This is a genomic window from Sphingomonas profundi, assembly GCF_009739515.1.
Classification (GTDB): Bacteria; Pseudomonadota; Alphaproteobacteria; order Sphingomonadales; family Sphingomonadaceae; genus Alterirhizorhabdus; species Alterirhizorhabdus profundi.
This window is the reverse complement of sequence record NZ_CP046535.1, coordinates 772,255-792,883: the sequence shown is the minus strand read 5'-3', so window position 1 is coordinate 792,883 and position 20,629 is coordinate 772,255. Positions and strand designations below refer to the sequence as shown.

General features: G+C 69.7%; 16 protein-coding genes and 1 pseudogene. 3 read left to right on the top strand and 14 right to left on the bottom strand.

Annotation, left to right across the window (positions count from 1 at the left end; all coding sequences use genetic code 11):
- Positions 1 to 80: 80 nt before the first annotated feature.
- Together GNT64_RS03630 and GNT64_RS03625 are read right to left on the bottom strand one after the other, a co-directional pair.
- The gene (locus tag GNT64_RS03630; RefSeq protein ID WP_156678274.1) at positions 81 to 1,646 is read right to left on the bottom strand and encodes a flavin monoamine oxidase family protein; all 1,566 of its coding nucleotides are present in this window, start codon (positions 1,644 to 1,646) and stop codon (positions 81 to 83) included.
- Between the two features lie 189 nt (positions 1,647 to 1,835).
- Positions 1,836 to 2,027: a hypothetical protein gene (locus GNT64_RS03625; protein WP_156678273.1), complete on the bottom strand. Its 192-nt coding sequence runs from the start codon at positions 2,025 to 2,027 to the stop codon at positions 1,836 to 1,838.
- Positions 2,028 to 2,204: 177 nt separating this feature from the next.
- On the opposite strand from GNT64_RS03625, the gene GNT64_RS03620 reads away from it, so the two are divergent.
- Positions 2,205 to 2,903, top strand: coding sequence for a pirin family protein (locus tag GNT64_RS03620; protein WP_156678272.1), 699 nt, complete (start codon positions 2,205 to 2,207; stop codon positions 2,901 to 2,903).
- A 144-nt stretch (positions 2,904 to 3,047) separates the two neighbouring features.
- Here the strand turns inward: GNT64_RS03620 and GNT64_RS03615 are convergent, their stop codons facing one another.
- The gene (locus tag GNT64_RS03615; RefSeq protein WP_156678271.1) at positions 3,048 to 3,635 is read right to left on the bottom strand and encodes a nitroreductase family protein; all 588 of its coding nucleotides are present in this window, start codon (positions 3,633 to 3,635) and stop codon (positions 3,048 to 3,050) included.
- A gap of 227 nt (positions 3,636 to 3,862) precedes the next feature.
- Between GNT64_RS03615 and GNT64_RS03610 the strand changes: the two genes are divergently transcribed.
- Positions 3,863 to 5,824, top strand: a complete 1,962-nt coding sequence (locus GNT64_RS03610) for an oxidoreductase (RefSeq protein WP_231639234.1) — start codon at positions 3,863 to 3,865, stop codon at positions 5,822 to 5,824.
- Positions 5,825 to 5,862: 38 nt separating this feature from the next.
- Here GNT64_RS03610 and GNT64_RS03605 read toward each other — a convergent pair whose 3' ends face one another.
- The 9 genes and pseudogenes from GNT64_RS03605 to GNT64_RS03565 form a co-directional block, all read right to left on the bottom strand.
- Positions 5,863 to 6,612 (bottom strand): HAD-IIB family hydrolase, encoded by a 750-nt coding sequence (locus tag GNT64_RS03605; protein WP_156678269.1) that lies wholly within the window; start codon positions 6,610 to 6,612, stop codon positions 5,863 to 5,865.
- A gap of 3 nt (positions 6,613 to 6,615) precedes the next feature.
- Positions 6,616 to 7,308, bottom strand: coding sequence for a ribulose-phosphate 3-epimerase (rpe, locus tag GNT64_RS03600; protein WP_156678268.1), 693 nt, complete (start codon positions 7,306 to 7,308; stop codon positions 6,616 to 6,618).
- A complete protein-coding gene (locus GNT64_RS03595) occupies positions 7,305 to 8,120 on the bottom strand; it encodes a Cof-type HAD-IIB family hydrolase (protein ID WP_156678267.1) in 816 nt (271 codons plus the stop codon). The genes rpe and GNT64_RS03595 overlap by 4 nt, the downstream gene beginning before the upstream one ends.
- The gene (gene zwf, locus GNT64_RS03590) at positions 8,117 to 9,574 is read right to left on the bottom strand and encodes a glucose-6-phosphate dehydrogenase (RefSeq protein ID WP_156678266.1); all 1,458 of its coding nucleotides are present in this window, start codon (positions 9,572 to 9,574) and stop codon (positions 8,117 to 8,119) included. Before zwf ends, GNT64_RS03595 begins: the two co-directional genes overlap by 4 nt.
- Entirely contained in the window at positions 9,571 to 10,548 is a 978-nt protein-coding gene (gene gnd, locus GNT64_RS03585; RefSeq protein WP_156678265.1) for a phosphogluconate dehydrogenase (NAD(+)-dependent, decarboxylating), read from the bottom strand. Before gnd ends, zwf begins: the two co-directional genes overlap by 4 nt.
- 15 nt (positions 10,549 to 10,563) lie before the next feature.
- Complete coding sequence (locus GNT64_RS03580; RefSeq protein ID WP_156678264.1) at positions 10,564 to 13,365, bottom strand: bifunctional transaldolase/phosoglucose isomerase; 2,802 nt, start codon at positions 13,363 to 13,365, stop codon at positions 10,564 to 10,566.
- Positions 13,362 to 15,464, bottom strand: coding sequence for a transketolase (gene tkt, locus GNT64_RS03575; protein ID WP_156678263.1), 2,103 nt, complete (start codon positions 15,462 to 15,464; stop codon positions 13,362 to 13,364). The genes GNT64_RS03580 and tkt overlap by 4 nt, the downstream gene beginning before the upstream one ends.
- A gap of 116 nt (positions 15,465 to 15,580) precedes the next feature.
- Positions 15,581 to 16,273: pseudogene (gene rpiA / locus GNT64_RS03570) on the bottom strand (ribose-5-phosphate isomerase RpiA); the annotation flags it as partial.
- The gene (locus GNT64_RS03565; protein ID WP_231639233.1) at positions 16,273 to 17,550 is read right to left on the bottom strand and encodes a glycoside hydrolase family 130 protein; all 1,278 of its coding nucleotides are present in this window, start codon (positions 17,548 to 17,550) and stop codon (positions 16,273 to 16,275) included. The gene GNT64_RS03565 and the pseudogene rpiA, both read right to left, overlap by 1 nt.
- 256 nt (positions 17,551 to 17,806) lie before the next feature.
- Between GNT64_RS03565 and GNT64_RS03560 the strand changes: the two genes are divergently transcribed.
- On the top strand, positions 17,807 to 18,622 hold the full coding sequence (locus GNT64_RS03560) for a transglutaminase-like domain-containing protein (protein WP_156678260.1): 816 nt from the start codon (positions 17,807 to 17,809) through the stop codon (positions 18,620 to 18,622).
- Positions 18,623 to 18,647: 25 nt separating this feature from the next.
- Here the strand turns inward: GNT64_RS03560 and GNT64_RS03555 are convergent, their stop codons facing one another.
- Both GNT64_RS03555 and GNT64_RS03550 read right to left on the bottom strand, forming a co-directional pair.
- The gene (locus GNT64_RS03555) at positions 18,648 to 19,796 is read right to left on the bottom strand and encodes a hypothetical protein (RefSeq protein ID WP_156678259.1); all 1,149 of its coding nucleotides are present in this window, start codon (positions 19,794 to 19,796) and stop codon (positions 18,648 to 18,650) included.
- Positions 19,797 to 19,914: 118 nt separating this feature from the next.
- The gene (locus GNT64_RS03550) at positions 19,915 to 20,580 is read right to left on the bottom strand and encodes a glutathione S-transferase family protein (protein WP_156678258.1); all 666 of its coding nucleotides are present in this window, start codon (positions 20,578 to 20,580) and stop codon (positions 19,915 to 19,917) included.
- Positions 20,581 to 20,629: the final 49 nt, after the last annotated feature.

Below are 20,629 nucleotides of genomic sequence, written 5' to 3'. Positions count from 1 at the left end.
TCCTTCGAGACGGGGCTTCGCCTCCGCTCAACCCCTCCTCGGGATGAGCGGACAGGCAAAAAGCTGGATGTCGGTCCGGTCTAGGCCGCCGCCTTCATCCGCGTCGTCATGCCGAGGATCGCGCGGTGGGCGGAGAGGATCGCGCCCTCCTGCCAGCCCACCAGCCGCGAGAGATAGTCGCCGGCGAACCAGACGTTGCCGTCCGGCTCGTTCAGCAGGGTATAGTAAGGCAGCGGCCCGTCGCCGTCGTTCACCGCGATCGCGCCCTCGAAATAGGGGATCTGCCGCCAGCTCATGAACAGCGGATGTTCCAGCATCCCGCCGCGGCCGGGATGCAGCAGCTCCACCGACCGCCGCGATTCGGCGATCTTGGCCGCCATGCCCAGCTTGCCGAACGCGTTAAGCTGGCCGTCATCGTCCGCCTCGCTGTTGAAGCCGGCGACGACCACGCCCTTGCCGCTGAACAATCCGTAGCTCGGATACCAGACGAGATCGACCGGCTGCTTCAGGAAGCTGATGCCACCATAGATGTTCGCTTCTGATTCCCAGAAACGCGGCGCCTGCCAGCCGATCTTGTAGAGCGGCACCATCCGCAGCGCGGCGGCCGCATCCTTCGTCTTCTTCGCCAGGTTGCCGGGCATCTTCTTCAGCTGCGTGGCCGGCAGCGTGCAGATGCAGAAGTCGGCCTCGATCGCCTGCGCCCTGCCGCCCTGTTTGTAGGCCACGCGCACGCCGCGCGGCGTGTTGCTGATCTCGGTCACGGGCGCGTTCAGCCGCACGATGTCGCCCAGCGAGCGGGCGAAGGCGAACCAGATCTGGTCCATGCCGCCCACCGGCTGGAACATGGTCGCCTGCCAGTCGATATGCTCCTCGTAGAATTCGCCCTTGGAGAGATCGGCCAGCAGCAATTCGTGCAGGGCGAGCGGCGGGTTGTACTTGGACGTGACCGGCCCCGCCCCGCGATCGACGAGGAAGCCGCCGCGCTCGCCGCCCGCATATTTGCCGCTCCTGTCGAGATCGCCGAAGCCGGTCAGGAAGGCGCGCATCCGGTCCGCATCGTCGCGCGTCATCATCTGGTCCAGCGCGCGCTGGTCGATCGCCTTGGCCAGCAGTTCGGCGATGTAGCCGCGCGTATCGTGCACCACGCGGCGCTGGGTGACGGGCTTGCCGCCGTTCAGCGCGTCCGCCTGCATCATCGCCGATCGGGAGGTGTTGATCTCCACCTCCAGCGGCACGCCCAGCTGGCCGCAATAGCCCAGCAGGTTGCGGTGGATCGAGGGGATGCGCGCCGGCCCCATGTTGAACCACTGGCCCTCGTCGAAGCCGCAGGTCTGGCTCGTGCCGTCGAGGAACGTCACCTTCGTGCCGCTCTTGGCCGCCCAGGCGCGGCCGCCGACGCGGCCGTTCGCCTCCAGCACCGTCACGGCGAAGCCCGCCTTGCGCAGTTCGTAGGCGGCGGTGAGGCCGGCGGCGCCCGCGCCGATGATGACGACCGTCTTGCCGCTGCCCTGATCGGCCGGCAGCGGCGGCAGCGCCGATGCCTCGCCGGCGGCGAGCAGCCCCAGCGCCTGCATCGTCGCGAAGGTGGCGCCGTAACCGCCGCTGCGGGCGACGGCGGACAGGAAGCTGCGGCGTGAGACGGACATCGTGGTTCCCCCGAAAAAGCGCGTCGGACGTTCAGCCATCCACCGTGCCGGCCGGGCATGCCCCCGCGCCCCGATCCGCCACGATCTCCCGATGCCAGAGGCTATTCCTCGACCGCCGCCGGTCAAGCGCTATACGGCGCGCCTACGTCATTCGGGCACCCGGCGTCCGTTCGCCGGCCGAAGTGCGGATCAGGCGGCCGGGCGCCTGGCGGAGGAGGTGAGCCGGCGCAGGTCGGCGCGCAGCGACGGGCCGGCGAGATGCGCGTCCACCGCCTCGAACCCTTCCGCCTTCAGCTGACGGGCGAGATCCTGCAGATCGGTGATCTTGCCGGCGCGGGCCAGTTCGTAGGCGCGTTCCAGGATCGTCGGCTTCTTCGTCATGCCCGCCGTGTATCCGGTTCCGCCGCCGGAGCAAAGCGCCAACCTGCGGGGCCGTCACCGTCACCGATCTTTCGACTTTGTCGAACGGACGGCTCGATATTATCGCCCTGAACGGAAATGGTCGCGCATCCTATCTCCGTCGCATCAGACATCAACCCCGGTCCAAGGAGAAACGGGATGATCGAATTGCGCCCCTTCGCCACGCTCGGCGGCGAGAATCATGGCTGGCTGGATGCCAGGCATCATTTCAGCTTCGCCAACTACCACGATGCGGCCCGCACCAGCTGGGGCAATTTGCGCGTGTGGAACGACGACGCGATCGCGCCGAAGACCGGCTTTCCGCCGCACCCGCACCGCGACATGGAGATCGTCACCTACGTGCGCGAGGGCGCGATCACCCATCGCGACAGCCTGGGCAATGTCGGCCGCACGGAGGCGGGCGACGTGCAGGTGATGTCCGCCGGCACCGGCATCCGTCACTCCGAATATAATATGGAGGATGTGACGACGCGGCTGTTCCAGATCTGGATCCTGCCGACCCGCACCGGCGAGCAGCCCGGCTGGGGCGCCCGCCCCTTCCCCGCCGGCGATCGCGCCGGCCGCTTCGTGGTGCTCGCCTCGGGCTTCGCCGACGACGACGACGCGCTGCCGATCCGCACCGATGCGCGGGTGGTCGCCGCGACGCTGAAGGCGGGCGAGACGGTCGACTATCCGCTGGGCGCGACCCGCCGCGCCTATCTGGTGCCGGCCAAGGGCGCGGTGGAGATAGACGGCGTGCGCGTGAACGCCCGCGACGGTGCCGCGATCAGCGACCTGGAGACGCTGCGCGTCACCGCGATCGAGGATAGCGAGATCGTGCTGGTCGACGCCGCCTGACCCTGCCGCAGCAAGCGAGGCCGCCGGATCCCGCGAGGGTTCCGGCGGCCTTTGCGCGTCCGTGCGCCGCGACGGGGGCGCGGCATCCTTGGCGGACGCGGAGCGGGTGCCGCCGGACCTGCCGGCGGCACCCCGTCTCCGCCGTCAGGACGGGAAGTTGCCGGCGAAGGCGATCTGCTCGATCGGCTTGCGCAGGCTCGGCACCTCGCGCTCGCGCAGGCCCTCGGGCAGCGACGACGGATCGCCGCGCGTGCCGATCGCCACCGCCGCCTCGATGCGGTAGCGGTCCGGCACGCCCAGTTCGGTGCGGACAGCGTCGAAATCCACGCCGACCATGCCGTGCGAATGGTAGCCGAGCATCGTCGCCTGCAACGCCAGCTGCGCCCACGCCGCGCCGGCATCGAAGCTGTGGCTGTGCGAGGGCGCCGCCTTGGCCGGATCGTCGCCGAACATCAGCGTGTCGGAGACGATGTAGATCAGCATCGCGCTGTCCTTCGCCCAGCTCCGGTTGAACGGCACCAGCCCGCCCAGGAAGCGCTCCCAGTTCGCATCGTCGCGCCGCGCGTAGAGCAAAGTCCACGGCTGGTAGTTGTAGGCCGAGGGCGCCCAGCGCGCGGCATCCAGGATCGTGCGCAGATCGGCTTCCGGCATGGCCGATCCGTCGAACGCGCGCGGGCTCCACCGCGAGAGGAACAGGGGGTCGAGGGCGGTGTCGGTCGAACGGTCGGACATCACAGGTCTCCTTGGCTGCGGCCGGGTGCGCGCACCCGAACGCGGACCCATCTAGGAAGTCGGTGACACCCCAAACACCGGAATAAGATCGCACGCACTATTCGAGATTGTCGAACGTTCCGACCGAACGCGGGCTCGGCCTAATGCTAGGCCGCGCGGCCGGCGCTTTGCCCTATCCTCCTGCGGGCGCGGGCACAGGCCCGCCGATGGAGAGGGTGAAGCGACCGATGCTGAAGCATGTCTTGTCACCGATCGCCATCGGCCCCGTCACCGTGCCCAACCGCGTGGCGCGGACCGGCCACGGCACCGGCCTGGGCGGCGGCACGATGAGCGCCACCCTCATCGACTATCATGCCGCGCGGGCGCGCGGCGGCGTCGGCCTGACGATCCTGGAGCTGCTGGCGGTCGGCAGCTCGGCCTACCCGTTCCTGCGGGCGGACGGCATGGACCTGATCGCAGGCTATCGCGCGCTGATGGCGGCGGTGCGGCCGCACGGCATGCGCGTGTTCCAGCAGATCGGCCATCTCGGCAACGAGATCCCGGAGGCGGACGGCAGCCCGCCCTGGTCCTCGTCGGACAGTATCGGCGCGCTCGTCGGCATCCCGGCGGAGGCGATGTCGATCGCGCAGATAGACGGGCTGGTCGCGGCCTATCGCGCGGCGGCGCAGGGCTGCATCGACGGAGGACTGGACGGCGTCGAGCTGCACATGGCGCACGGCTACCTCGTCCAGCAGTTCATGTCGCCGCTGCACAATCGCCGCACCGACGAATATGGCGGCAGCTTCGACAATCGCATGCGCCTGCCGCTGCGCCTGCTGGAGGCGGTGCGGGCGATGCTGCCGGCGCACATGGCGCTTGGCGTGCGGCTGAGTTCGGAAGGGCTGCCAGGCGGCATGACGCCCGACGACGTGGCCACCGTGGCGGCGCTGTTCCAGGCGCGCGGGCTGATCGATTTCCTCAACCTCACGCTCGGCACCGATTACAACCCGCACAAGGTGATCGGCGCGATGCACGAGCCTGCCGGCTACGAGATCGAGGCCGGCCAGCCGCCGCGCCGCGCCGTCTCCGTGCCCGTCCTCGTCACCGGCCGCTTCCGCACGCTGGAGGAGGCGGAGCAGGTGATCGCCCACGGCGAGGCGGACCTCGTCGCCATGACGCGCGCGCACATCGCCGATCCCGATATCGTGCGCAAGACGATGGAGGGCCAGGCGGACGACGTGCGCCCCTGCATCGGCTGCAACCATGGCTGCATCGGCGGGCTGCTCACCGTCGGGCGGATCGGCTGCACCGTGAACGTGGCGGTGGGCGCCGAGGCGACGCTGGACGAGGCGCTGATCGCGCCCGCGGCGGAGAGCCGGCGCGTCCTCGTCGTCGGCGGCGGCCCTGCGGGGCTGGAGGCGGCGCGCGTCGCGGCGCTGCGCGGGCACGAGGTGATCCTGGCGGAGGCGGCGGCCCATCTCGGCGGCGCGGTCGCCATCGCCCGCCGGGCGCCACGCCGCGCCGGCATCGGCGACATCGTCGACTGGCTGGAGCGGGAGATCTTCCGTCTCGGCGTCGACGTGCGGCTGAGCACCTATGTGCAGGCCGACGACGTGGCGGAGATCGCGCCAGACGTGCTGATCGTCGCCACCGGATCGCTGCCGCGGATGGACGGCACGCAATATCTGTCGCCCGGCCGGATCGCGGCGGGCATGGAGCGGCGCCACGTCGTCTCCAGCCACGATCTGCTGCTGGAGCACAGCAACCGCGACTGGGGCGCCCGCGCCGTCGTCTACGACGATGTCGGCCACTATGAGGGCGTCGCCGCCGCCGAGTTCCTGATCGAGCGCGGCACCGCCGTCACCTTCGTCACCGGCCGCTCCAGCTTCGCCCCGGCGCTGGAGCCGAGCCTCTCCGCCGATCCCGCGCTGGAACGGCTGGCGAAGGGCGATTTCGAGCTCATCACCTACGGCCGCCTCACCGCCGTGGACGAGGCCGCCGTCACGGTCGAGCGCCGCTATGGCGGGCCATCGCGCGCGGTGGAGGCGGATACGGTGGTGTTCGTCTCGCACAACGCGCCCAACCGCGAGCTGCTGGACACGGTGGACGATCCGGCCGTGCGCGTCATCCCGGTCGGCGACGTGCGCAGCCCCCGCTTTCTGCAGACCGCGATCCGCGAAGGGCATCTCGCCGCGCGCGGCATCGCGTAGCGAAACCGCCGGCGCGGCTCAGGGCGCGTCGGGCGCGCTCACCCGCCCAGGCAGAACAGCACCGCCTCGATCGCCCGCTTCGTCTCGCCGATATTGGCGACGGCGATCGTGTAGATGCCCACCTCGCGCACGGGATAGTCGTTGCCGCCGGGATAGACGGCGTCGCCCATGAAGATGATCTGCTCGGGCGGAATGCCCACGATGCCGGCGAGCTTCTGCATGCCGGTGCCCTTGTCCACGCCGGCACGGGTAATGTCGATCGAGGTGGATCCGCCCACGCGCACGGCGAAGCCCGGCAGGCGCGGCGTCAGGATCTTCTGCAGCAGCTTGCGCTTGGCGAAATCCGGATCCCACGCATGCTTGGCGTCCAGCGGCGCCTCCTGCCCTAGGCCGGAGAAGGTGATCTGGCTGCCGCGATCCTCGATCTTCTCGCCCCAGCTCTTGTCGCCGGCGAAGCCCGCTTCCTGCACCGCGTCGGTCAGCGCCTGCTCGATCTCCTGGCGCTCGTCGTCGCTGAAGATGTCGGCGTAGATGCGCTTCCAGCTGCCGTCATACTGGTACAGCTTCGTGCCAGATGTCGGCAGCAGGTAGAATTTGTCGAAGTGGGAGGCGGCCGGCAGGTTGCCGACCAGCTGCTGCTCGAACTGCGGCCAGTCGCCGCCGGACATGATCGCCACCGTGGCCACGGCGGAGAGGCGGGCGAGCAGCTTCGCCATCTCGTCGTCCACCGCCTGCTTGCTCTCGGCAAGCGTGCCGTCCAGGTCGAACGCGATCAGGGTCTTGGCCAAGGTCTATCCTTTCGTGGGAGAAGTGGAGGTGTGGGCGCAGGCCCGCATCTCGGCGATCTTGCCGGCATAATCCAGTGCGCCGAAGATGGCGGTGCCGGCCACGATCACGTCCGCGCCGGCCTCGGTCGATCGGCGGATCGTGTCGGCGTCCTGCCCGCCGTCCACCTCGATGTGGAAGTCCAGCCCGCGCTCGCGGGCCAGCGTGCGCAGCGCCGCGATCTTGGGCAGCATCTCCGGCAGGAACGCCTGGCCGCCGAAGCCGGGGTTCACCGTCATCACCAGCACGATATCGACGAGGTGGAGCACATGCTCGATCCACATGATCGGCGTCGCCGGATCGATCACCACGCCGGGCCGGCAGCCAAGCTCGCGCACCTGGCTGAGCACGCGGTGCAGATGCACGGTGGATCCGGGCTCGGCCTGCACCAGCAGGTGATCGGCGCCGGCATCGCGATAGCGTTGCAGCGAGCGCTCCGGCTCCACGATCATCAGGTGCAGGTTCAGCGGCTTGCGCGTGCTGCGGCGGATCGCCTTCACCACGCTCGGCCCGAACGAGATGTCGGGCACGAAGCGGCCGTCCATGATGTCGACGTGGATCCAGTCCGATCCCGCGCGATCGACGGCCGCCACCTCCTCGCCCAGCCGGGTGAAATCGGCCGCCAGCACCGATGCGGAGATCTTCAGCGGCCGGCTCACACCGCCGCCTGCGTCAGCCGGTCCAGCGCCACCGCCACGCCGTCGCGGTCGTTGCTCTCGCTCACCTCGTCGGCGGCGGCGCGCACATCGTCGGGTGCCTGCCCCATCGCGATCGACCGGCCGGCGCGGGCGAACATCGGCAGGTCGTTCGCCTGATCGCCGAGCACCAGCACATCGGCCAGATCGACGCCGAACGCGCGCGCCAGGAAGGCGATACCGTCTCCCTTGTTCGCCACCGGCGCCGTCACGTCCAGATAATAAGGCTGGGAACGGGCGATGGTGGCGCGCGGGCCGACGATCGCCCTGGCATCCTTCTCCAGCCGCAGCAGCAGGCCGTGATCGTCGCTGATGCCGACGATCTTGTCGAGGCGATCGAGCCGGCCGGAGAAATCGGTCGTCACGATCGGATCGACATTCGCCGCCTTCACCTCGTTGCCGGTGTGCGGATTGCGATCGTCGCTCGCCAGCCAGTCGCCGTCGGCGAATGCCCAGCGGGTGATCCCCGCCTCCACCAGCAGCGCCAGTACCCGTTCGGAAACGTCGCGGTCCAGGCAATGCCGCTCGATTACGGTGCCGTCCGCCTTGAACAGCACGCCGCCGTTGAACGCGCCGAACGGGCCGGCCAGCTGCAGCCGCTCTGCCAGCCAGTACATGCCGGATGGCGGGCGCGCGCTGATGAGGGTCATCGGCACGCCGGCGGCGGTCAGCCGCTCCACCGCCTCCACGGTCGCCTCGGCGAGGCTCTTGTCGCTTCGCACGAGGGTGCCGTCCACGTCCGAGATGACGAGGCGCGGGCGCGATCCGCCGCTCATCCGAGCGCGTGCCAGTGGCGGCCCTCGCGCGCCAGCATCGTCGCCGCCCCGGCCGGGCCGGCGCTGCCGGCGGCATAGGGCTCCGGCTCCCCGCCCTCGCCCCACGCATCCAGGATCGGCTGCACCGCCGCCCACCCGGCCTCGATCATGTCGGCGCGCTGGAACAGGGTCTGGTCGCCGATCAGCGCGTCGTACAGCAGGGTCTCGTAGCCGGTGCGGTGGCCCAGCGGGAAATGGTCGGCATAGCGGAAGTCCAGGCTCGCCTCGCCCGTATCCACCACCGGCCCGGGCTTCTTTACGATGAAGTCCAGGCTGATGCCCTCGTGCGGCTGCACCTGCAGCACCAGCTCGTTCGGCGGCAGGCGGGTGACGTCGGTGTCGCGGAACAGGGCGAACGGCACCGGCTTGAACACCACCACGATCTCCGTATCGCGCGCCGATAGCGCCTTGCCGGTGCGGAGGTAGAAGGGCACGCCGGCCCAGCGCCACGTCTCCACCTCCACCCTGATCGCCGCGTAGGTCTCCGTGCGGCTGTCGGCGGCGATCAGATCCTCGGCATGGTAGTCGGGCACGTCGGCGTCGCCCGCCCGGCCGGCGCGATACTGGCCGCGCACGGCATCGCGCGCCACCTCGCCCGCCTTCGGCCCGCGCACCGCCGCCAGCAGCTTGGCCTTCTCGTTGCGGATCGCCTCGGCGTCGAATGAATTGGGCGGCTCCATCCCCACCATCGCCAGCAGCTGGAACAGATGGTTGGGGATCATGTCGCGCAGCGCGCCGGTCGCGTCGTAGAACTTGCCGCGCGTGCCCACGCTCACCGTCTCGGCGGCGGTGATCTGCACGTGATCGATGTAGCGGCTGTTCCACACCGCCTCCAGCAGCGCGTTGGCGAAGCGCGCGATCATGATGTTCTGCACCGTCTCCTTGCCCAGGAAATGATCGATGCGGTAGACTTGCCCCTCCCCGATCCGCGCCAGGATCTGCCGGTTGAGCGCCTGCGCGGAGGGGAGATTGTGGCCGAACGGCTTCTCGATCAGCACCCGGCGGAACCCGTCCGCCTCGTCGGTCAGCCCGGCATCCGCCAGCCTGTCCACGATCGTGCCGAAGAAGCCGGGCGCCGTCGCCAGGTAGAAGGCGGCATTGCCCGTCACCCGCGCCTTCAGCGCGGCATAGGGCGCATCCTCGTCGAAGCTGCCGCGCAGGTAGCTGATCCGCTCGCGCAGGCTGGCCCATGCCTCGCCCGCATCATCCTCCTTGCCGACGAAGTCGTCCAAGCCGTCGCGCAAGCCGGCATCGTCGACATCATGGTGGCTCACGCCGATGATGCGGAAGTCGTCGCCGAGCAGCCCGTCCCGCACCAGGTTCAGCAGCGAGGGCACCAGCAGCCGCTTGGCGAGATCGCCCATCGCGCCGAAGATCACCAGGGTGGCGGCGGGCGCCGGCGCGGCTCCCGTCACTGCGGCATCTCGACATGGCCGCCGAAGCCGAAGCGCATGGCGGAGAGGAGCTTGTCGCCGAACGTGCTGTCCACCCGCGATCGGTAGCGCGCGAACAGGGCGGTGGAGAGCACGTTCACCGGCACCGCCTCCTCCATCGCCGCGTCGATCGTCCACTGCCCCTCGCCGGAATCGGCGACCCTGCCGCTATAATGTTCGAGCGTATGGTCCTTGGCGAGGCCGATCGCCGCCAGATCGAGCAGCCAGGACGAGATGACGCTGCCGCGCCGCCACACCTCGGCGATGTCCGGCAGGTTCAGCTCGAACCGCTGGTCCTCCGGCAGATGCTCGGATGCCTTGCCCTTCAGCACGTCGAAGCCCTCGGCATAGGCCTGCATCAGCCCGTACTCGATACCGTTGTGGACCATCTTGACGAAGTGGCCCGCGCCCGCCGGCCCGGCGTGGATGTAGCCGCGCTCGGCCCGGTCGTCCGGCCCGTCGCGGCCGACGGTGCGGGGGATCGTGCCGTAGCCCGGCGCCAGCGCGTCGAAGATCGGATCGAGCAGGCGCACGATCTCCGTCTCGCCGCCGATCATCATGCAGTAGCCGCGCTCCAGCCCCCACACGCCGCCGGAGGTGCCGACGTCGACATAGTGTAGATCCTTCATCGCGCACGATTGCGCCCGGCGGATATCGTCCTTGTAGAAGGTGTTGCCGCCGTCGATGATGATGTCGCCGGGCGAGGCGATCTTGGTCAGCGTCGCGATCGTGTCTTCCGTTGGCGGGCCAGCCGGCAGCATCACCCAGAAGATGCGCGGCGCCTCCAGCTTGGCAGCCACATCCTCCAGCGCGGCGGCGGCGACGGCGCCGTCCCCCGCCAGCCCGGCCACCGCCTTCTCGTCGCGATCGTAGGCGACGATCTCGTGCCCGGCCTTCATCAGCCGGCGCGCGATATTGGCTCCCATCCGGCCGAGGCCGATCATTGCGAGGCGCATCTGTGTCTCCGAACGTCAGGCGGAAAGGGCTGCGGCCAGCAGGGCTTCCAGCGCGGCCACGTCGCCGGTCTTCAGGTGAACGCGCAGCACCCGCTGGCCGCGCGTGGCGAGCACGTCCAGGTCGCCGCGCGCTTGGGCCAGCTGCACCGTGCCGAAGGTGGCGCGATGGCCGGGTATGGCCAGATCGGGATCGGCGTCGCGCGTGATCTCGATGAACACGCCGGTCGCCGGCCCGCCCTTATAGGCCTGCCCGGTCGAGTGCAGGAAGCGCGGGCCGAAGCCGGCGACCGTCGCCACCGCCTTGGCATCGCGTATAGCCACCCGCATCCGGGCGATGGCCGCCTCATGCTCACCGTCCCGCTCGATATAGGCGAGCAGGCCCAGATAGTCGCCGGGCCTTAGGCTCGCGAGATGGGTGGCCAGCACCGCCCTGGCGTCGGTCGCGGCGAACTCCGGATCGCCTGGCGCGTAGAGCGCGATCGTGCCGTCGTCGACCAGAGCGGTCTCCGGATCGAGCGCGCCCGACGCCTCATAGGCGTCCACCAGCTTGCGCGTGGCGACCTTGGCGTCCTCCACGTCGGGCTGGTCGAACGGATCGATGCCGATCACCGCGCCGGCCACCGCGGTGGCGATCTCCCAGCGGAAGAACTCCTGACCGATCAGCTCGCGCCGGGCGATCTCGATCGAGACGATCGGCTGGCCGGCATCGGCGAGCGCCTTCAGCTTCGCCGTCGTATCCGCATCCTCGTCACCGGCCAGGGTCAGGCAGGCGAACAGGCGGTCGGTGCCGTAGCTCTCGGCCGCGCCCAGCGGCTCCAGATCCACCGGCACGATGCCCTTGCCCTGCTTGCCGGTCGATTCCGCCAGCAGCTGCTCCAGCCAGGCGCCGAACGGCCGCAGCGCCGGCGAGGTGACGATCGTCAGCTTGTCGCGCCCGGCCACCGCCGCCTCGCCCAATATGGCGCCCAGATGCACGCCGGAGTTGGCGCCGGGCGGCACGTCCGGCCCGCAGGAGAAGACCATCGGCGCGCTCGCCGCGAAGAACGCCGGCACATCCACCCCGATCACCGCCGCCGGCACCATGCCGAAGGCGGACAGCACCGAATAGCGGCCGCCGATCGCCGGATCGCCGGCCACGACATGGGCGAAGCCGTCCGCCTTGGCCGTCTTCTCCAGGTTCGATCCCGGATCGGTCACGGCGATGAAGTGATCGCCCCGCTTGCCCGCCTTGTCGAAGAAGAAGGCGCGCAGCAGCTCCGGCTCCATCGTCGATCCGGACTTCGAGGAGACGATGAACAGGGTCTCCGCCGGGTCGATCGCCGCCAGCACGGTGCCGATCTGGCCCGGATCGGTCGTGTCCAGTACGTGCAGCTTCGGCTGCCCCGCGCGACTGCCCAGGATCAGCGACAGCACCTCCGGCCCCAGGCTCGATCCGCCCATGCCCAGCAGCACGGCATCCTTGAACGCCCGTGCCTCCTCGCCGATGCCGGCCAGCTCGCCGGAGTCCACCTGCTCGCCCTTCCCCGCCGCCAGCCAGCCGAGCCACTTCGCCTCGTCCCCGCCCGTCCAGAGCGTGGCGTCGGCCGCCCACAGCCGGCGCGACCAGGCCTCGGCGCGGGCCGTCTCCAGCCGTGCCTTCACCGCCTCCTCAAGCGAGGCCGGCAGGTCGGCCGAGAGGCGGTTCAGCCGATCGCCGAGAAACGTCTCGCGCTTGCCCGCCACCGCGCCCAGCAGGGTATCGGCGGCATCGGCGAACAGGGTCACGCCATTGTCGACCAGCTTTGCCGTCACGCCGGCCAGGTCCAGCCCCAGCCGGTCGGCCTCCGCCAGAATGTGCCGGGCGCCCTCGACATCCTCGGTCAGCGTCTCGTGCACGGTGCCGTGATCGCGGAAGGCGTCCATCGTCTTGGGCGGCATGGTGTTCACCGTGTCCGGCCCGATCAGCGTATCGATGTAGAGCGTGTCCGGATAGGCCGGATCTTTGGTGCCGGTGGAGGCCCACAGCAGCCGCTGCGGCATCGCGCCTTTGGCCGCCAGCGCGTGCCACCGGTCGCTCGCGATCAGCTGCTGATAGTGGACGTAGGCGAGCTTGGCGTTGGCGATCGCCACCTTGCCGCGCAGCGCCTTCAGCGCATCGGCCTGCGGATCGCCGGCCTTCACCCGCTCGTCGATCGCCTTGTCGATCTGCGCGTCGATGCGGCTGACGAAGAAGCTCGCCACGCTCGCTATCCGGTCGATCGGCGCCCCCTGCTTCACCCGCGCCTCCAGCCCGGCGAGATAGGCCTCCGCCACCGCCTCATAGGCCGATAGCGAGAAGAGCAGGGTGACGTTGATGTTCAGCCCGTCCCCGATCAGCCGGCGGATCGCGGGTACGCCCGCCTCGGTGCCGGGCACCTTCACCATCAGGTTCGGCCGGTCCACCGCCGCCCACAGGCGCTGCGCCTCGGCCACCGTCTCCTCGGTCCTCAGCGCCAGATAGGGCGAGACCTCCAGGCTCACATAGCCGTCTCTGCCGTCCAGCTTGTCATAGGCCGGGCGCAGATCGTCCGCCGCGGCCTTGATGTCGGCGATCGCCTCATGCTCGTAGGTGTCGACCACGCTGGCGTCGGCCTGCTTCAGGAAGGCGTCGAACCCCTGGTCATAGGTGTCGCCGGACCCCATTGCCTTCTCGAAGATGGACGGGTTGGAGGTGACGCCGGTCAGCCCATCCTCCGCCACCAGCGTCTTCAGGCCGCCTTCGCTCAGGAACTTGCGGTCGACGAAGTCGAGCCACACCGCCTGTCCGGCGTCGTGCAGCTGTTGCAGCTTGCTCGTCATTTGCTGGTCTTTCCAATCAGGTCGCGCGCGACCTTGCAGACATTGTCGCGGGTGAAGCCGAACTTCTCCTGCAGCTTGGCGATTGGCGCGGAGGCGCCGAAGGTGGACATGGTGATGGTCGCCCCGTCATGCCCGACATAGCGATCCCAGCCGAGCGACCCGGCCTGCTCCACCGCCAGCCGCGCCTTCACCGCCGGCGGGAAGACGGAGTCGCGATAGGCGGCGTCCTGCTTCTCGAACAGATACCAGCTCGGCATCGACACCACGCGCGAGGCGATGCCCTCGCCCGCCAGCTGCTCGTGCGCCGCGATCACCAGCGACACCTCGCTGCCGGTGGCGATCAGGATGATGGCGGGCTCGCCCTCCTGCGCGTCGGCCAGGATGTACGCGCCCTTCTCCAGCCCGGAGGCGGCGGCATATGTCTCGCGATCGATCGTCGGCAGCGCCTGACGCGAGAAGATCAGCGCTGTCGGCTCGCTCGTATGGCTCAGCGCCACCTTCCACGCCTCGGCCACCTCGTTCGCGTCGGCCGGGCGGATCGTATCCAGCCCGGGGATCGCACGCAGCGTGGCGAGATGCTCGATTGGCTGGTGGGTCGGCCCATCCTCGCCCACGCCGATGCTGTCATGGGTGAAGACGAAGATCGTCGGCACCTCCATGATCGCGGCGAGGCGGATCGGCGGGCGCATATAGTCGGCGAACACCAGAAAGGTGCCGGTGTAGCTGCGCAGGTAGCTCAGCGCCATGCCGTTGGCGATCGATCCCATCGCATGTTCGCGCACGCCGAAATGCATGTTGCGCCCGCCATAGCTGCCCGGCTCGAACGCGCCGGCGCCCTGGAAGGTCAGGTTCGTCTTGGTGGAGGGCGCCAGATCGGCCGCGCCGCCGATCAGCATCGGCACGTGCGGCGCGATGGCGTTCAGCACCTTGCCGCCGGAGTCGCGCGTGGCGAGGCCCTTGGCGTCGGCCGGAAAGGTCGGCACATCCTTGTCCCAGCCGTCGGGCAGCTTGCCCTGGCGCAGCAGGTCCAGCTCCGCCGCCTCGGTCGGGAAGGTCTCGCGATAGCGCGCGAAATCGGCCTCCCATGCCTCGCGCGCCGCCGCGCCACGGCCGGCGACGGCGCCGTTGAACGCCTGCGCCACGCCGTCCGGCACCAGGAACTGCGCGTCCGCCGGCCAGCCATAGGCCTCCTTGGTCTTGCGCACATTCTCCTCGCCCAGCGCCTCGCCATGCGCCTTCTCGCTGCCGGCGCGGGGCGATCCCCAGCCGATCACCGAGTGGACGACGATGAAGGTCGGGCGATCGTCGGTCGCCTTGAACGTGTCGAGCGCCGCCGCCACCTTCGCCGTGTCGTTGGCGTCGTCGACGTGGATCACGTTCCAGCCATACCCCTCGAACCTCTTGCCGACATCCTCGGTGAAGGCCAGCTCGGTCGATCCCTCGATCGAGATGTGGTTGCTGTCGTAGATCCAGCAGAGGTTCGACAGCGCCAGATGCCCGGCCACCGACGCCGCCTCGCCGGAGACGCCTTCCATCATGTCGCCGTCGCCGCAGAGCACATAGACGTCGTGATCGAACAGGGTGAAGCCGTCGCGGTTGAAGCGTGCCGCCAGCGCCCGCTCCGCCACCGCCATGCCCACGGAATTGCCGCAGCCCTGGCCAAGCGGCCCGGTCGTCGTCTCCACCCCGGTCGTCATGCGATATTCGGGATGGCCCGGCGTCTTCGATCCCAGCTGGCGGAACTGGCGGATGTCGTCGAGGCTCACCGCCTCCTTGCCCGTCTTCCGCCCGTCGGCGTCGATCTCCTCCACCCCGGCCAGATGCAGCAGCGCGTAGAGCAGCATCGAGGCGTGGCCGACCGACAGGACGAAACGGTCGCGGTTCGGCCAGTCGGGCGTCGCGGGATCGTAGCGCAGATAGTTTCGCCACAATGTGTAGCCCACCGGCGCCAGCGCCATCGGCGTGCCTGGGTGACCGGAATTGGCCTTCTCCACGGCGTCCATCGCCAGCGTGCGGATCGTGTCGATCGCCAGCCGGTCGGGCGATCCATCCTCGCGCACCGTATCCACCCCTGCGTCCACCTCTGCCTGCTCGCTCATCTCAACCCGCCTCATCTAGCGATATGTGCACCTGCCGGCATGCCAACTGCCGGTACGATGGTGGAACGATCGAGTTCCGTCATCGAGCCGCCGCCCGCGCTCCGATCGTCCCGTCCGGCCGGTGGTCTGGCCGCTTTCACGACGCCGTCGGCAGTGCCCACGTAGAGCATGTCGATCTCGTCGAGGAACAGGCCGTGGCCGAGCACGCCGGGGATCGCGCATAGGTGCGCGGCGAGCCCGACCGGATCGGCGATGACGCCGAACCGGCAGTCCAGGATCGGATTGCCCTGATCGGTCGCGAACGCCGCGCCCGTACCGCCGCGCACCGCCACGTCCGCCCCCAGCCGCTCGATCGCGGCGATGCAGAAGGCGCGGGCGAAGGGCAGTATCTCCACCGGCACCGGCGCCGCGCCGATGCGCCGCACCTGCTTGGATGCGTCGGCGATCGCGATCATCCGCGTGGCCGCGGTGGCGACGATCTTCTCGCGCAGCATCGCGCCGCCGCCACCCTTGATCGCGCGGAAAGCGGCGTCGATCTCGTCCACGCCGTCGATGCACAGATCGACTGCGGCCACCCCGGCGAAGTCGCGCAGCGGCACGCCGGCCGCGCGCGCCGCCGCCTCCGTCGCCAGAGAAGTGGCGACGGCGGTGATCCGCAATCCCTCGCGGCACCGCGCGCCCAGCGCCGCGACCGCGTGGGCCGCCGTGGTGCCCGTGCCCAGCCCAACGCACATGCCGGGCGCGATCTCCGCCACGGCCGCCAGCGCCGCCGCCCGCTTCTGCGCGTCGCGATCGGCCGGCGCGGTCATCAGTCCATCGCCGCCAGCACGTCGTCGATCGGCGCGGTGGCGAAGGCGGTGAAGTCGTCAGCCACGCCGTAAGGCAGCAGCAGGGTGCGATTGTGCACCATCGCCCCGCAGCTGTAGACGACGTTCGGCACATAGCCGTCGCGCTGATCCGGGCGCGGCCGCATCAGCGGAATCTCGGTGCGGGCCAGCAGCTTGGAAGGATCCGCCTTGTCCAGCAGGCAGGCGCCGATGCAGTAGGTGCGCACGGTGCCGACGCCATGGGTCAGCACCAGCCAGCCCTCGTCCAGCTCCATCGGCGATCCGCAATTGCCGATCTGCACGAACTCCCACGGCCATTTCGGCGTCACGATCTTGGTGCCGCCGTCCCAGTGGTAGAGATCGTCGGAGGACAGCAGCCATAGATTCTCGCTGTCCTGCCGGCCCAGCGCCATGTACCGGCCGTCGATCCGCCGCGGGAACAGCGCCAGGCCCTTGCTGCTGGACACGGAACCGCTGACCGCCTTCATGTCGAAATTGATGAAGTCGGTGGTGCGCAGCATCTCCTGCCGCACGGAACTGCCGCTGAACGCGGTGTAGGTGCCGTAGTAGACGATCCCGCCGTCATCCTCGACGAAGCGCACCAGCCGCACATCCTCGATGCCCTGATGCTGCGACGGGATCAGCGGATAGATCACCGTCTCCGATATCGCCTGGCTGCCGCCGCAGTGGAGGTGCACCGTCACCTCGTCGTCCTGCGGATCCTTCGGATCGATGCGCGGCGCGACCGCCCAGTCGCTCAGCGGGTCAAGCTCGATCTCGGTATCCGCGCCCCACGTGCCGGTGCGGAAGGTGAGCGAGGAGACGTGCCCCTCGCCGATGCAGCGCAGCGACATCACGAAGCGCACGCGCCCGTCCGCCACGCCGGACTGGTCCGGGTGCGGCACCATGCTCGGGTTGAACAGGGCGGCCGCCTCGAAAGAATATTCCTCGCTGAAATAGGCGCCGATCAGCAGCGCCTGCTTCTCGCACACGCCGGACGTGTCCACCGCGGAGGCGTTGATCTCTTCGAAGCGGCGCATCAGCACCGCCTCCGGATCGCGGTGCCGCTCGGTCAGCGCGGCAACGGTGCCCGAGTACATGAGGTCGAGCCAGTCGCCCTCCAGCCCGCGGATGCGATCGACCACGCGCTGCGGCCGCGGATGACCCTCCACCTTGAAGGCGTCCGGATCCTCGAACGAAAAGGGGCGGATCACGGTGCGTGCCGGATCCGGCCGCAGCAGCACCCCCGAGCGGAGCATGACGTCGTCTCTGGGCATCCGGCGTCTCACAATGTCTTGCGCACCGCAGCACGCGGAGAGGGCGGCCGTGAAACGAGGCACCTCCGCTTTGGGTCCGCCATGACAGCAGGTTAATTTCTGCGACGCGCGCGCCATCTGCCGTCATGAAAACGCAACCGAAAGCGGCGTGGCGGCTTTAACGTACTGGAGAGGTTGCCATCGGCCGGATGCGTGCGGAAGATGCCCGCAGCGCAATGCAAACGGATGGGGTTGCCGCATGCTGATCCGCGCCGGATACGATCTCACCTTCCACGCCGATATCGACACGCCGATGATCGCGATGCTGAGCGTTCACCCCTCGCGCAAGCGGGATCTGCGGACGCCGCACCGGCTCGTCACCAGCCGGCCGCTGCCGATCTACGATTATGAGGATGCGTTCGGCAACATCTGCACGCGCCTCACCGCACCCGCCGGCGACACGACGATCTCCTGCGATTTCGTGGTGGAGGATAGCGGCGAGCCCGATCGCCAGTCGCCCGACGCGGTGCAGCACGCCGTGGCGGACCTGCCGGACGACATCATCGTCTACCTGCTCGCCAGCCGCTACTGCGAGGTCGATCGGCTGACCGCCACGGCCTGGGATCTGTTCGGCGCGATGCCGCCGGGCTGGAGCCGGGTGGAAGCGATCGTCGGCTACGCCCACCGCCAGCTGACCTACGGCTACCAATATGCCCGCGCCACCCGCACCGCCTACGAGGGGCATCAGGAACAGGTGGGCGTGTGCCGCGACTTCGCCCACCTCGCCGTCACGCTGTGCCGCTGCATGAACATACCGGCGCGCTACTGCAGCGGCTATCTGGGCGACATCGGCGTGCCGCCGGTAGACGTGGCGATGGATTTCCACGCCTGGTTCGAGGTGTATCTGGGCGGCGCGTGGCACGCCTTCGATGCGCGCCACAACGTGCCGCGTATCGGCCGCATCGTGATGGCGCGCGGCCGCGACGCGACCGATACCGCCCTCACCACCGCCTTCGGCCCCGCCTGGCTGACCGGCTTCAAGGTGCATGCCGACGAGGTGGCTAGCCTGCCCTGACGCGCCTCGCCCCGCCGGGCGCGGATCAGGCCGGGGCGACGGTGCGACGGGCGCTGGCGAAGGCGCCGAACAGGGTTATGGCGGCGCTCGCCGCGAACAGCGCGATCGCCACAGTGGCAGCCGATCCGAACGCGCCCTCGCCCACCACCGTGGAGGCTATCATCGGCCCGGCCGAGACGCCGATCAGCTGCGCCGTGCCGATGAACATCGCCGATCGGTGCGTGGGATCGAACCCCATCAGCAGCGGCAGGTGGAACGGCGGCACGAACATCCAGAAGAAGGCGAACAGGCCGGCCCCGGCGAAGAAGGTGGCATCGCTGTCGCCACCCAGCAGCAGGGCGAGCGCCGCCACGCAGCCCACCGCACCCGCCACGTTCGCCTGCACGCCCGTCAGCCTGGTCGCCAGCGCCGTCGCGGCCAGGCCGCCGATGATCTGCACGCCGATGGCGGCGCTGATCGCATAGCCCACCGTCGCGGCGTCGCGGCCCAGCTCGCCTCCCAGCGGCACCAGATAGACCCACACCGCCATGATCCCGGCGAGGTAGCACGCCACCGCCAGCAGGCCGATCGCGCCGCCCGGCGTCGGCCACTGCCCGCCGCTCTCGGCGGCCGGGTTCGGTGCGTAGGCGCGCGGGATCATCGCCACCGGCGCCAGCAGCAGCAGGCCGAGCGCGGCGAGCACGCCGTAGCTTGCGGAGACGCCGAAGCGCGGCACGACATAGGCGGCGTAGAGGGTCGAGAGCAGGAAGCCGGCGGTCGCCTGCAGGGTGACGTAGATCGCGAACAGCCGCCCCGGCGCGGCGACCCGCGTGACCATGCCCACCAGCAGCCACAGCAGGATGCCGGAGGCGAAGCCGTTCACGCCGCGCGCGGCGATCACACCCGTCGCGTCGGCCACCACCGATACGGCATTGGCCGCCGCCACCACCAGCGCGCCGGCCGTGCCGATCGCGCGCAGCCGCACCGGCTTGAAGAAGGCGCCCGCCACCGTCGCGGCGATCGCCATGCCCAGCGCCTCCACCGTCGCCGCCAGGCCGATCTGCTCCGCCGTCAGCCGGGCCTCGGCCAGCAGCCCGCCGAGCAGGATGGGCTGGAGGGCGGGCACGCAGCCGGCGATCACGGCGATCGCCACGATGCTGGCGGTCTGTCGCGCGGTAAAGCGTTCGGGCGTCAAGCGGGCCTCCCCTGGCGCCTCGCCCTCGGTTCGGGGCAAATGCGGCATCTCCGCATGCGCCCGGCGGGCCACGGCGTGCACCGCCCAATAGGTTAGTTGACCGGCGCCGCCGGCCGGATCAGTCGCGTCCGGGATCGCCGAACGGGAAGCCGGAACGGAACGGCCGCGCCTCGTCCACCGCGCGCGCCACGCTGGGCCGCGCCAGCAGCCGCGCGCGATAGGCGCGCAGCGCCGCCTTGTCCGGCGAAATCGGGTGCACCCAGTCGGCATAGAACAGGGCGGGCGCCGTCGCGCAATCGGCCAGGCCGAAATCGTCCGCCGCCCACGCCCGCCCCGCTTGCTCTTGCGCCGCCATGTGCCCGTTCCACCAGCCATAGGCGGCATCCAGCACCGCGCGCGCGCCGGCGACGCCCGTCGCGTCGCGATCCGCCTCCGCCCGCAGCCGATCGAAGACGATCGTCTGCATCCCGGGCATCAGATAATTGTCGGAGAGGCGATCGAGCAGCCGCACGCGCAGCGCCGCCGCCGGATCGTCCGGCAGCATCGGCACCGGGCCGCGACGATGCAGGTGGAGATGCTCGACGATGATCGTCGCCTCCGGCACGGTCGCGGCGCCATCCACCAGCAGCGGCATCTTGCCGGTCGGCGATGCCTGCCGCCACGCCGCCGCATGCGCGGCATCGTCGATCCGCCGATAGTCGAACGCGACGTCGTTCTCCCACAGCGCGATCAGCACCTTCCAGCAATAGGACGAGAAAAGGTGGGCGTAGAGGATCGGCGGCATCGGGCACGGCTCCGTCGGTTCACCCCTCGGCAAACTATGCGTGCCGGGC

Excerpts from the sequence above, each read along its gene's own strand:
- GNT64_RS03630 (WP_156678274.1), bottom strand. The coding sequence starts at position 1,646 with ATGTCCGTCTCACGCCGCAGCTTCCTGTCCGCCGTCGCCCGCAGCGGC.
- GNT64_RS03625 (WP_156678273.1), bottom strand. The coding sequence starts at position 2,027 with ATGACGAAGAAGCCGACGATCCTGGAACGCGCCTACGAACTGGCCCGC.
- GNT64_RS03620 (WP_156678272.1), top strand. The coding sequence starts at position 2,205 with ATGATCGAATTGCGCCCCTTCGCCACGCTCGGCGGCGAGAATCATGGC.
- GNT64_RS03615 (WP_156678271.1), bottom strand. The coding sequence starts at position 3,635 with ATGTCCGACCGTTCGACCGACACCGCCCTCGACCCCCTGTTCCTCTCG.
- GNT64_RS03610 (WP_231639234.1), top strand. The coding sequence starts at position 3,863 with ATGCTGAAGCATGTCTTGTCACCGATCGCCATCGGCCCCGTCACCGTG.
- GNT64_RS03595 (WP_156678267.1), bottom strand. The coding sequence starts at position 8,120 with ATGAGCGGCGGATCGCGCCCGCGCCTCGTCATCTCGGACGTGGACGGC.
- gnd (WP_156678265.1), bottom strand. The coding sequence starts at position 10,548 with ATGCGCCTCGCAATGATCGGCCTCGGCCGGATGGGAGCCAATATCGCG.
- GNT64_RS03580 (WP_156678264.1), bottom strand. The coding sequence starts at position 13,365 with ATGACGAGCAAGCTGCAACAGCTGCACGACGCCGGACAGGCGGTGTGG.
- tkt (WP_156678263.1), bottom strand. The coding sequence starts at position 15,464 with ATGAGCGAGCAGGCAGAGGTGGACGCAGGGGTGGATACGGTGCGCGAG.
- GNT64_RS03565 (WP_231639233.1), bottom strand. The coding sequence starts at position 17,550 with ATGCTCCGCTCGGGGGTGCTGCTGCGGCCGGATCCGGCACGCACCGTG.
- GNT64_RS03560 (WP_156678260.1), top strand. The coding sequence starts at position 17,807 with ATGCTGATCCGCGCCGGATACGATCTCACCTTCCACGCCGATATCGAC.
- GNT64_RS03550 (WP_156678258.1), bottom strand. The coding sequence starts at position 20,580 with ATGCCGCCGATCCTCTACGCCCACCTTTTCTCGTCCTATTGCTGGAAG.